8 protein-coding genes are annotated in these 12,094 nt (G+C 71.7%); 3 read left to right on the top strand and 5 right to left on the bottom strand.

The annotated features are described in order from the left end of the window. Nucleotides 1–125: 125 nt before the first annotated feature. Nucleotides 126–887: a hypothetical protein gene (locus D7X96_RS25565; protein ID WP_147468396.1), complete on the top strand. Its 762-nt coding sequence runs from the start codon at nucleotides 126–128 to the stop codon at nucleotides 885–887. Nucleotides 888–1,053: 166 nt separating this feature from the next. Next, nucleotides 1,054–1,227 carry a hypothetical protein gene (locus D7X96_RS40325; RefSeq protein ID WP_014392946.1) on the top strand — a complete coding sequence of 58 codons (174 nt, stop codon included), beginning with the start codon at nucleotides 1,054–1,056 and terminating at the stop codon, nucleotides 1,225–1,227. 88 nt (nucleotides 1,228–1,315) lie between these two features. Here the strand turns inward: D7X96_RS40325 and D7X96_RS25560 are convergent, their stop codons facing one another. The 4 genes from D7X96_RS25560 to D7X96_RS25545 form a co-directional block, all read right to left on the bottom strand. Beyond that, nucleotides 1,316–2,542, bottom strand: coding sequence for an ABC transporter permease (locus D7X96_RS25560; RefSeq protein ID WP_120548762.1), 1,227 nt, complete (start codon nucleotides 2,540–2,542; stop codon nucleotides 1,316–1,318). Between the two features lie 21 nt (nucleotides 2,543–2,563). Next, the gene (locus tag D7X96_RS25555; RefSeq protein ID WP_120548763.1) at nucleotides 2,564–3,790 is read right to left on the bottom strand and encodes an ABC transporter permease; all 1,227 of its coding nucleotides are present in this window, start codon (nucleotides 3,788–3,790) and stop codon (nucleotides 2,564–2,566) included. A gap of 152 nt (nucleotides 3,791–3,942) precedes the next feature. Next, on the bottom strand, nucleotides 3,943–5,958 hold the full coding sequence (locus tag D7X96_RS25550) for a lysyl oxidase family protein (protein ID WP_121770952.1): 2,016 nt from the start codon (nucleotides 5,956–5,958) through the stop codon (nucleotides 3,943–3,945). An 89-nt stretch (nucleotides 5,959–6,047) separates the two neighbouring features. Further along, nucleotides 6,048–8,051: a lysyl oxidase family protein gene (locus D7X96_RS25545; protein ID WP_121770963.1), complete on the bottom strand. Its 2,004-nt coding sequence runs from the start codon at nucleotides 8,049–8,051 to the stop codon at nucleotides 6,048–6,050. A 223-nt stretch (nucleotides 8,052–8,274) separates the two neighbouring features. On the opposite strand from D7X96_RS25545, the gene D7X96_RS25540 reads away from it, so the two are divergent. Beyond that, nucleotides 8,275–10,023 carry an MDR family MFS transporter gene (locus D7X96_RS25540; protein ID WP_121770951.1) on the top strand — a complete coding sequence of 583 codons (1,749 nt, stop codon included), beginning with the start codon at nucleotides 8,275–8,277 and terminating at the stop codon, nucleotides 10,021–10,023. A 7-nt stretch (nucleotides 10,024–10,030) separates the two neighbouring features. On the opposite strand, the gene D7X96_RS25535 is transcribed toward D7X96_RS25540, so the two are convergent. Beyond that, nucleotides 10,031–11,545: a M20/M25/M40 family metallo-hydrolase gene (locus D7X96_RS25535; protein WP_121770950.1), complete on the bottom strand. Its 1,515-nt coding sequence runs from the start codon at nucleotides 11,543–11,545 to the stop codon at nucleotides 10,031–10,033. Nucleotides 11,546–12,094: the final 549 nt, after the last annotated feature.

Below are 12,094 nucleotides of genomic sequence, written 5' to 3'. Positions count from 1 at the left end.
GACACCGTCCACCCGCTGACGGTTGAGCCCCGTCGCACGAGAGCCCGGTGGTGCTGGACGCGCCGCGTGCGCACTGCTGGGTGCGGACTCGCGGGGAGGACGGACACGGCATGGGGCAGCGGGAGATGGCACCAGCGCGCGGGGCGCTCCTGTTGCTGGGCCTGCTGGGGGCACCGGCCGCGGGGGCCTCCGTGTGGATGCAGGACGTGCCGCCCCCGGAGGATGTTTCACCTGTCTCACCGGCGCAGCCCGAGCCTCCTCCGCCTCCTTTGACGCCCACCGTCCTGGATGCGCCGCTCCTGGGCACGGAGCCTCCGCCACCCGCGGTGCCGCCGCGTCCGCTGCGGCCCTTCATTCCGCACGGCGAGCCCGACACGGAGGCGCCGTTGTCCGCCGGCACGTGGGCCGCGCATGGCGGGGTCACGCTGCTGCCCCTGGGCGCCGTCTGGGCCGCGACCCGCGTGGGCGGCGACACGCGCCTGGGCGCCACCGCAGCCGAGGCCGCCGCGGGCACCGTGCTCGCGTCACTTCCAGGGCGCTTCCTCTTCGTGCATCCCTCCTATCCGCAAGGCCGGTGGATGGAGCTGGAGGTGGGCGCGTTCGGCGCGGCCATGGTCGTCACGCCGCCCATCGCCGCGCTGGGCACGTGGGGCATGGGCGAGGTCGCGTTCAACGACAGCCAGGACCGCGGCCACGCGTACCTGGGCGCGCTCGGCGGCGCGACCGTGGGAATGCTGCTGGGCCTCGCCGCGCATGAAGGCTTGAAGCACCTGGCCGGCAGCAGCGAGCGGCTGGACTTCGTGCGCCGCTACCTCGCGTTCTCGCTCATCGGCACGGGCGCGACGGTGGGCTACCAGTGGAGCCGCACCCCCACTCCCAGGCCGTGACGCATCGTTTCGCCGCACCGGCGTTTCAATTTTCTTCCCGCGTGCGGCGCCCTGGCGCCCCGCCCTCCGCGCGTGCGCGCGTGCCTGCAAACTCGCCAGTGGTGTTGTCAGTCCCGGTCCCTAGAGTGCTCCGTGCAGCGCCAACACAACGTAGGGAGACGACACCATGCAGGCTCGCAAGAACGTCCGTCGCATCGCCTTCGTCCTCGCCGCCGCCGCCACCGTGATGGGCCTGGGCATCGCCGCCACGCCGTCCTCCGCCGACGCGCAGGACTGCACGCCCACGTGTTTCAAGAACCCCATCACCGGGCAGATCACCTGTACGTACCCCTGCCCGTAGTCCCGGGCCGGACACGACCGTGATGTGAAAAAGGCCCCTCCCGCTTCATGCCGGGACGGGGCCTTCTTCATGCGAAGAAGCGTGCGCGCTACTCCGTGCGCATCGCCTCCACGGGGTCCAGCTTCGCGGCGCGCGCGGCCGGGTAGATGCCGAACGCCAGCCCCACGCCACAGCTCATCACCAGCGACACGATGACGGACCACATGGGGACCTCCGTGGGCAGGTGGATCATCCAGCGCGCCAGGTGCGCCAGGCCCACGCCCAGCGCCACGCCCACGGCGCCGCCCACCAGCGACAGCACCACGGCCTCCAGCGCGAACTGCGCGAGGATGCGGTAGCGCTTGGCGCCCAGCGCCTTGCGGATGCCAATCTCCCGCGTCCGCTCCGTCACGGCGACGAGCATGATGTTCAGGATGCCGATGCCGCCCACGAGCAGCGACAGGATGCACACGCCGAAGCTGGCCGCGCTCACCGCCGAGGACAGGTTGTTGAACATCTGCGTGGCGGAGGCGTTGTTGTAGAGGAAGAAGTCGTCCGGTTCGTCCGGCTTGAGCCCGTGGCGGCGGCGCATGAGCAGCGTCACCTCATCCTGCGCGCGCTGGAGCACCTCCGGGGACTTCGCCTGGATGCTGATGCGGAAGTCGCGCACGCCGAACATGGACGCGAAGGTGGACAGCGGAATCATGGCCTGGTTGTCCTGGCTGCCGCCGCCCAGGAACCCGCCCCGGCGCTTGAGCGTGCCCACCACCTGGAAGGTGCGGCCCAGGAGGCGGAACTCGCGGCCCAGGGGGTCCAGGCCGGGCCACAGCGTGTCCGCCAGGTCCTGGCCAATCACCGCCACGCGCCGGCTGTCCACGAACTCCGCGTCGGTGAAGGGACGCCCCGTCTCCAGGCTCACCGAGTTGGTGTTGAAGTACTCCGCCGTGCCGGCCCAGACGTTCACGTTGGGGCGCGACTCGCGGTCGGAGGTGGAGGCCTTCTGGCCACCCTTGGAGTCCTCACCCGCGGCCTGCGAGATGGAGGGCTGCGTGCGGATGGCGTCCAGGTCCGCGTAGGTGAAGCGCGGCCGGCGCGCGAGCTCCGCGATGGACAGCTCGCCCTGGCCGAAGGGCAGCCGCTGCACCTGGAAGCAGTCGCTGCCCAGCTCCGACATCTGGTCGTTCACCTGGTTCCGCAGGCCCTCGATGAGGGCCATCATGGACACCACGGTGGTGACGCCGATGACGATGCCCAGGAGCGTCAGGAAGGAGCGCAGGGGGTTGGAGCGGAACGTGCCGAACGCCAGCCGCACCGTGTCCCAGAAAGCCATCCACATGGTCGAGTCTCCCGCTCCCGCCTAGTCGTGGCGGAGCGCCTCCACGGGGTCCAGGTTCGCGGCGCGCGCCGCCGGCCAGATGCCGAACAACAGGCCCACCACCGCGGAGAAGCCCACGCCCAGCACCACCGTCAGCGGCTGCACCGCCGCCGCCAGGGGCGTGAGGTAGTTCACCAGCCACGCGAGCCCCATGCCCACCGCGGTGCCCATGGCGCCGCCCACCGCGGACACGCTGGCCGCCTCCATGAGGAACTGGAGGATGATGGTGTGCTTGCGCGCGCCCAGCGCCCGCCGGACGCCGATCTCGCGCGTCCGCTCGCGCACGGACACCAGCATGATGTTCATGATGCCGATGCCGCCCACGAGCAGGGTGATGAGCCCCACGCCCGTGGCGGCGCCGTAGAGCGCGCCGGTGAGCTGCTTGTACATGTTGGCCAGCTGATCCGGCCGGTTGATGGCGAAGTCGTCCGGCGCGCCGGGCTTGGTGTTGCGCTCCCGGCGCAGCGTCTCCGTGAGCCGGTCCTGCACGCGGGGGACGTTCTCCTGCTGGTCCACCGCGAGCACCAGGGTCACGTCGCGCTGGGTGCCGAAGTGTCCCTGGAACGCGGTGTAGGGCAGCATCACCACCAGGTCCACGTTCTGCCCCAGGAGCGTGCCGCGCTCCACGATGACGCCCGCGATGCGGTAGGGGCGGCGGTCCACGAGGATGCGGTGGCCCACGGGGTTGATGCCCGGGAAGAGCACCTTGCCGATCTCCGCGCCAATCACGACGACGGCGGAGCGGTTGTCCACGTCCGCCTGCGTGAGGAAGCGCCCCTGGCCCATCTCCACCGAGGACGTCATGGCGTAGTCAGGGCTGGTGCCCATGGTCTGCACGGAGGCGAGCTTCCGGTTCTGGAAGGACACCTCCGCGTTGACGAACATCATGGGGGCCACCGCGACCACGTGCTCGGAGGCGTTGCGCAGCGGGTCCACCAGGTCCAGCGAGAGCGTCTTGCGGTTGCGGTACGCCCACCAGTCCCCGTTCATCACCCAGGGGAACTTGGACACCTGGAGCGTGTTGGAGCCGATCTTGTTGAGCTGGTCGGCGAAGGAGCTGTTCAACCCCTGGATGATGCCGACGATGGCCAGCAGCGTGCACACGCCCACGCCAATGCCCACCGTGGTCAGCACCGTCCGCAGCCGGTTGGAGCGCAGCGAGGTCAGCGCGATGCGCGCACCCTCCCACACGTCGACCCGGAAGTTCACGAAACCACCCCTTCACGCTGGAAGCCGCGCGGCCTGGCGCACCGGGAAGGGTCCCCGGCGGACGGGCCGCGTCAGGCACTCTACGCCCAGGAGGGCCGCCCATTGCACGCGGCCTTCACCGGACGCCCGTTTCACCCGGGGTTTTCCCTGTTTCAGGGCAGCACGGTCACCGTGTCACCGGTCAGGCGCACCTTGACGGTGACCTCGTTGGGCAGCGTGCCGGCCTCGTCCACGATGTGGTTCTCGTCCACGCCCACCCGCACGGTGTAGTCGCCGTCCGGGGTGTCGGTGACGTCCAGCCACTGGCAGGGCAGGTCCGCGGTGTAGACGTCCGACCAGCCGGGCGAGATGCCCGTGCCCGGGTCGTACGCGGCGAACGGGGTGCCGTCCGCGCACTGCTGGGTGAAGTCGATCATGTAGAAGCCCTGCTTGCGCCCCACGGACATGGAGTTGCCGGACGCGTCCTTGAGGTCGTAGCCGGCGAAGTTCGTCAGGTGGTGGTGGTCGTGGCACTCGTCGTAGACGAAGAGGTCCGGCCGCTCTTCGGGTGAAGGCACCACCAGCGGGGCCGTGCCCATGTTCACGATGGAGGTGGTGAAGCGCAAAAGGCGCCGCTCGCCGCCCGCGGGGACGCAGCCCTCGCGCACCTCGCACGAGTCCGCCGTGAAGGAGCGCCGGTCGATGTAGAGCGTGCGCGCGAGCACGTCCCGGTCCACCGTCAGGTCCGGCTTGCCGTTGACCGGATCCACCTGGAGGTTGCACGTCTTCGTGGGCGCCAGGGCGGGCGCGGGCTCTTGCGAATCCGGCACCGCGCCGCCGCCGAACACCATCACCCGGCCCGGGGCGGGCGTGCCCTCGCTTCCCGCGGGCGTGCCGCTGAGGCCCCGGGACGCGCCCACCACCAGGTCGTCATACCCGTCTCCGTCCAGGTCGCCCGCGGAGGCCATGCCCAGGTAGTCGGTGCCCAGCGACGTGCGGAGGTCGAGCCGGTTGGCGCGCGGCCACGCCCACACCGGCTCCAGCGGACCGGACACGTTCGCGGTGGGGCGGAAGAGGTACGCGCGGCCGATGGCGCCGATGGCGAAGTCGTGGCCCGCGCCGCCCTCCACCATGGCGCCCACGGGGACGACGGTCTTGCTGAACGTGAGGAAGGACTGTCCGAAGAGGGGGAAGGCCGCGTCGTCCATGGCCTGCCAGGTGATTTGTGGCGAGTAGCCCGGGGCGGCGGCGTCGGACAGGTGCAGGCGCTGGCTGCCGTTCAGGAACAGGAGCGCCTCCGCGCGGCCGTCTCCGTTCAGGTCGGGCAGCGCGGCGAAGGACTCGGCCTCTCCGGTCCACACGGGCTGCGCCGTGAGCGGCCCTTCACAGACGCGAGCGCTGCCCGCCTTGCACCCCAGGTAGAGGTCCACCGTGGCGTCGGCGTGGGTCACGGCCAGGTCCTGGACCCCGTCCCCGTCGGCGTCGCCCGCGGGGACGGGGACGCCCGTCAGCGTGCGCACGGCGGTGAAGGCCCCCTCCGGTGCGCCCGGTGTTGCCCGGTACACGGTGAGGTTGCTGCCGGGCGACGTGGCGACGGCGAGCTCCGCCCTCCCGTCCCCATCCAGGTCCAGCAGCTGCGCGCCGCTGAAGCGCAGGGTGGCGGCGTCCGGCGCTCGGAACAGCGGCTGCGTCAGCACCTGGGACAGGTCCGGCCCGCCCTTGAACACGCTGACGCCGAAGGAGGTGGCGACGAGCACGTCCGCGTACGCGTCCCCGTCGATGTCGCCCGTGCTCACCGTCATCTTGTAGCTGGAGGCGAGGGGGCTGGGGTGCACCCACGTCAGCGTCGTGGTGACGGGCGTCTTCGAGAAGTCGCGCGCCTCGCCCGCGAACACCATCACGCGGCCGGGCTCCCTCTGGACGCTCGAGCAGGGCGCGGAGGACACCAGCAGGTCCTTGCGCCCGTCGCCGTTGACGTCGCCCAGCGCCACGGTGCGGCCGAAGCATTCCTTGGGGTTCACGCCGTCGCCGGTCACCTGCCAGCGCGGCGTTTCGGAGAGGGTGGGACTGACGGAGGTGCCTCCGTCATCCACCGTGCCCGCGTCCGGCTGGGGTTTCGGGTCGTCCTTGCAGCCCGTCAGGGACAGGAGTCCCACCACCGCGCAAGCCCCCGCCAATCGCATCCGCATCGTGTCGTGCCCCCGGGAATGGACCGGCCTTCCACCGGCCCTGTCCCGAAGTGAGCCTCTTCACGATGAAACGATGCGCGGTCTTCGCTTCAGGGCAGCACGGTCACGGTGTCCCCCTTGAGGCGCACCTTGACGGTGGCCTCGTTGGGGAGCGCGTCGAGTTCGTCGATGATGTGGTTCTCATCCACGCCCACCCGCACGGTGTAGTCCCCGTCCGGGGTGTCCGTGACGTCCAGCCACTGGCAGGCCGTGTCCGCGGTGTAGACGTCCGACCAGCCCGGCGAGATGCCCGTGCCCGGGTCGTACCAGGCTAACGCGGTGCCGTCCGCGCAGTACTGGGTGAAGTCCACCATGTAGAAGCCCTGCTTGCGCCCCACGGACATGGAGTTGCCGGAGGCGTCCTTGAGGTCATAGCCGGCGAAGTTCACCAGGTGGTCGTGCTGGTGGCACTCGTCGTAGACGAAGAGGTCCGGGCGCTCCTGCGGGGAAGGCACCACCGCGGGCGCGGTGCCCATGTTCATGATGGAGGTGGTGAAGCGCAGCAGGCGCCGCTCGCCGCCCGCGGGCACGCAGCCTTCACGCACCTCGCAGGCGTCCGCCGCGAAGGAGCGACGCTCGATGTAGAGCGTGCGCGCGATGACGTCCCGGTCCACCGTGAGGTCCGGCTTGCCGTTCACCGGATCCACCTGGAGGTTGCACGTCTTCGTGGGCATCAGCGCGGGCGGAGGCTCCGCCGAGTCCGGCACCGCGCCGCCGCCGTACACCCGCACCCGGCCCGGGGCTCGGGTGCCGTCGGTCTCCTGCGGCAGGCCCACCACCAGGTCGTCGTACCCGTCCCCGTCCAGGTCGCCGGGGCTGGCCACGGAGGGCATGGCGAAGCCCAGCATCGTCTGGGGCAGGAGGCGGTTGGCGCGCGGCCACGACCACACCGGCGCCAGCGGACCGGACACATCCTGCGTCGGGCGGAAGAGGTACACGCGCCCCAGCGAGGCGAGCACGAAGTCGTGACCCATGCTGCCCGCCGCCATGGCGCCCACCGTGGCGCTCTGGGCGGCCACGATGGGGAAGGCCGGGTCGTCCATCAGCGTCCACGCGGGCGTGGCGGAGTAGCCCTGGACGGAGGCGTCCGACAGGTGCAGGCGCTGGCTGCCCCTCAGCGACGCGAGCGCCTCCGGGCGGCCGTCCCCGTTCAGGTCCGCAATCCCCCTCATGCTCTCCGCCGTGCCCTTCCACACCGGCTGCGTGGTGAGCGGTCCATCACAGACGCGCGAGCTGCCCGCCTTGCAGCCCAGGAAGAGGCCCTGGCCGTTCTCCTCGTCGTAGAGGGGGATGAACAGGTCCTGGGCGCCGTCCCCGTCCGTGTCTCCGGCGGGCTGCGCGTAGCCGGACAGCACGCGCACGTTGGTGAAGGGCCCCTCCGCCCCGCCCGGCGTCGCGCGGTAGAGGGTGGTGCTGCCGCTGAAGGTGGAGACGGCGAGGTCGTCCAGCCCGTCTCCATCCAGGTCCAGCAGCCGCGCGATGGCGAAGCGCATGGTCGAGGAGTCCGGCGCGCGGAACAGCGGCTGCGCGAACACCTGGGACAGGTCCGGCCCGCCCTTGTAGACGCTGACGCCGTAGTAGCTCTTCACCAGCACGTCCGCGTACGCGTCCCCGTCCACGTCGCCCGTGCTCACCGTCATCTGGTAGCCCGACGTGCGCGGGCTGGGATGCACCCACGACAGCTTGGAGATGACGGGCGTCCTGGAGAAGGAGGACCCCTCTCCGGGGTACACCATCACGCGTCCGGGGTTGGTGGGGCCGCTGGTGCACGGCGGCGAAATCACCACCAGGTCCTTGCGGCCATCGCCGTTGACGTCGCCCAGCGCCACGCCGCGGCCAAAGCACTCCTTTGGCTCCAGCCCGTCCCCCTGCACCTCCCAGCGGGGCGTCTCCGAGAGGGTGGGCCCGGCGGTGCCGGCGTCGTCTTGCGAGCCCGCGTCGTCTTGCGAGCCCGCGTCCGGGACCCCCGCGTCGGGCTGGGGTTTCGGGTCGTCCTTGCAACCCGCCGTCAGCAACAACACCCCGGCGAGGGTCAGCGCTCCACGGATCCGCATGTTCACTCCTCGGCGGGACGCGTCCTGGATGTGTCCGGCGTCCGGCATGAAGGGGGCGCAGGATAGGGCCACGGGGCCTGTTCACCGAATGGCCCTTGCTGGATGAACGGCTCTTCCGGGGGCGCATTGCCTTCCGGAAGGAGAGCAGCCGGGCAGGCGGAGATGGCCCTCCCCGGCCGCCGTCCCCAGATTCGCGCGAACGCACGCGTCGCGTGCCCGAGCCATGGCCGACACCGCCGCCGACACCGCCCTGGACTCCCGCGCCGCGCCGGCCTCCGAGCGGTTCAGCCGCTCCCAGAAGGCCTTCACCCTGGCGGGGGCGCTGCTGGGGCTGCTGCTGGCGGCGCTGGACCAGACCATCGTCGCGACGGCGGGGCCCACCATCCAGGCGGACCTGCGCATCGCGCCGGAGCACTACCCGTGGCTCACCACCGCGTACCTGGTGGCGTCCACGATGATGGTGCCGGTGTGGGGCAAGCTGTCCGACCTGCTGGGCCGCCGCGCGGTGCTGGTGGCGGGCATCGCCGTGTTCCTCACCGGCAGCTTCCTGTGCGGCGCGGCCCGCTCCACGCTGGTGCTCATCCTCTGCCGAGCGGTGCAGGGGCTGGGCAGCGCGGCGCTCTTCACCGGGTCGCTGGCGGTGGTGGCGGACCTGTTCCCGCCTCGCGACCGGGGCAAATACCAGGGCCTGTTCGGCGCGGTGTTCGGCCTGTCCAGCGTCATTGGCCCGCTGGCCGGCGGCTTCATCACCGACACATTGGGCTGGCACTGGGTGTTCTTCATCAACCTGCCGGTGGGCGCGCTGGCGCTGGCGCTCATCTTCCTGCGCATGCCGCCGCTCAAGCCGGAGGGCGTGCACGGCGGGAAGCTGGATATCCCGGGCGCGGTGGCGCTGGCGGTGGGCGTGGTGCCGCTGCTCCTGGCGCTCAGCCTGGGCCATGGCGAGAAGACACCCCGGGCGGGCGGGTTCGCGTGGGGCTCCGCGCCCATCCTGGGGTTGTTCACGCTGTCGGCGGTGGGGCTGGGGCTGTTCGTGTGGCGCGAGCGCCGGGCGAAGGAGCCGCTGCTGGAGCCGTCGCTGTTCCGCCTGCGCGCGTTCTCCGCGGGCAACGCGGCGGTGTTCATCATTGGCGCGGTGTTCCTGGCGTCCGTCACGTTCCTGCCGCTGTTCATGGTGAACGTGGTGGGGCTGTCCGCGACGCACTCCGGGCTGACGCTCACGCCGCTGACGCTGGGCGTGGTGGCGGGCAACGTGCTGTCCGGGCAGCTGGTGTCGCGGATGGGCCGCTACAAGGCGCTGATGGTGGGGGCGCTGGTGTTCCTCATGGGCGGCTTCGCGGTGATGGCCTTCACGCTGACGCCCGACTCCAGCCAGGCGGAGGTCACGGTGAAGATGGTGCTGGTGGGCCTGGGGCTGGGCCCGTCCATCCCGCTCTACACCGTGGCGGTGCAGAACTCCGTGCCGCCCCAGCGCATTGGCGTGGCCACGTCCGCGACGACGTTCTTCCGGCAGCTGGGCATGACGGTGGGCGTGGCGCTGCTGGGCACCGTGTTCGCGGGAACGCTGGGGCGGGAGATGCAGTCGCGCACGCAGCAGGCCACGCACGGACTGCCCGCGGACGTGCGGCAGGAACTGCACGCGTCGGCCCCCGGGAGCCTGGGCGGAGGGGAAGGCGCGCCGCAGGGCCAGCGGTTCCACCCGGAGCAGGTGAAGGCGAAGCTGCGCGAGGGCTTCGCCGAGGAGCGGCGTCAGGCCTTGGGTGAAGGCCCCGAGGCCCGCGCGCGCGTGGACGCGGACGAGGCCCGCGCGCTCTCCACCGTGGACCGCGTGGAGCGCGCGCTCAAGGAGTCCTTCACCCGCGCGACGATGGCGGTGTACCGCTTCGCCATCTTCGTCGCGCTGGCGGCCCTGTTCGTCACGCTGCTGTTGCCGGAGCTGCCGCTGCGGCAGGGCAGACCGCGCAAGGCTTGAGCACGCCCTACTTCTTTGGCGGGGGCGGCGTGTCCGACTCCGGCGCGGTGGGGCGCGCGAGCAGGCCCGGCGACTCCGCCAGCGCGTACGCCATCCACGTCACCGCGGCGGTGCTGCGCGACAGGTCCTGCGGGTCCACCTTGTCCAGCGTGTCCGCCATGGAGTGGTGCACGTCGAAGTAGCGGCTGCTGTCCACCCGCACGCCCACGAAGGGCACGCGCGCGGGCTCCATGGGGCTCAGGTCCGCGCCCGTCGCGTGGCCCACCAGGAACTTCGCGGCCCCCAGCCCCTCCAGCGGCGCCAGCCACGGACGCATCAGGGCCTCACCGCCCGGCCCCGCGTGCAGGCTCACGCCCAGGGGACGCCCGCCGCCCGCGTCCATCTCGATGGCGGCCACGTGCTTGGGCAGCTCCTTCGCGTGCGCCTCCGCGTACGCGCGGCCTCCGCGCAGGCCGTTCTCCTCGTTCATGAACAGCACCACGCGCACCGTGCGCCGGGGCGCCTGGGGCAATCTGGCGATGAGCCGCGCGGCCTCCATCACCATCACCACGCCCGCGCCGTCGTCGTGCGCGCCCGTGCCCACGTCCCACGAGTCCAGGTGGGCGCCCAGGAGCACCACCTCGTCCGGCTTCTCGCGGCCGCGCACCTCCGCCACCACGTTGGACGAGTCCGCGTCCGGCAGGTCCGAGCACCCCAGCACCAGGCGCACCTTCACCGCCCCGCCCTGGAGCATCCGGTGCAGCGTGAGCGCGTCCTCCACCGACACCGCCGCCGCGGGCAGGCGCGGGCCGCCTTCATCGAAGCGCGTGGAGCCGGTGTGCGGGGAGCGCAGCGACGCCGTGGCCAGCGAGCGCACCAGCGCGGCCACCGCGCCCTGCTTCGCTGCCGCCGCCGGACCCCGGCCCCGCAGCCCCGCGAAGCGGCCGTAGTCCGCCGCCTCCGACATGGTGTGGTTGAAGAACACGATGCGGCCCTTCACCTTGTCGCCCAGCGCCGCCAGCTCCTCCAGGGAGCCCACCTCCACCACCTCCGCCGTGATGCCCTCCGGCGGAGTGGGCGCGCTGCCGCCCAGGGCCAGCAGCGCCAGGGGCAGGCCGCGCGTGCGCTCCGAGGCGAGGATTTCGCCGTGCTCCTCGCCGCGCACCCAGTGCGGCACCTTCACCGGCTCCTTCCACGCCTTCACCCCGTCCTCCTTGAAGGCGCGCAGGGCCCACTGCACCGCGGCCTCCGCGGACTCGGAGCCGGACAGGCGCGGCCCGATGCCGTCCGTCAGCTCCGCCAGCCGCGCGTACGCGTGGCCCTCCGAGAGCGCGGGCCCCATCAGCTTCGCCGCCGTGGCCTGCTGCGCGGCGGTCAGCTTCGTCACGGCCGGGGGCACGGCCTTCACCGACGAGGTGGCCGGGGACCTGGGCGCGGGCTCCTGGGACGGAGCGGTGGCGGTGTTCTGGGGGGACGGCGGCGCCGCGGACGTAAGCAGTTGCAGGGCCAGCGAGACGGGCAGGACGAAGGCGGACGTGGACACTCGAAGCCTCGAGGGGACCTGATGAGGAGCGTGGAGCGGGGTGGAAGTCCCAGGGGCCACCGCGCGCCGAGAGGGGGAACGCGGCGCGCGGGGCTCAACTGGGACGTCACGCACCGGTTCCGCGGTTGGGGAACGCGAGGCCCGGTACATACGCCATCTTCCAAGAAGAAGAGGACGTGCGTGCATTCTTTAAAGAAATTCCTCGCAGCGTCAAGGCGGGAAGTGAGCATTGCGACCCGCGGCCGATGTGAGTGTTCACGATTCCCCGCTACGCGGGACGTCCCACGGGCCGCACCGACCCCGGGTGACCCGGCACGTCCGACAGACTTTGGACAAGGATTCCGGATGTCTGGACACGCTGGCGCGCGTGCTATTCCCCGGACTCCCCAGGTCCGGCGCCCTGGCCGCCCCGCGTCAAGGCGACGAAGCGGACCGCGCCGCCAGGTGGAATGACTCGCCTGGAATTCTCCGTTGCCCACCCCGGAGGACCCGGGGGACAGTCCCACGGCCAGAGGTCGTGCCCCCCGACCCGCGGTGCCCCCCCGCTCA

This window comes from Corallococcus interemptor, from assembly GCF_003668875.1.
Taxonomy (GTDB): Bacteria; Myxococcota; Myxococcia; order Myxococcales; family Myxococcaceae; genus Corallococcus; species Corallococcus interemptor.
This window is presented reverse-complemented; position numbering and strand designations above follow the sequence as displayed.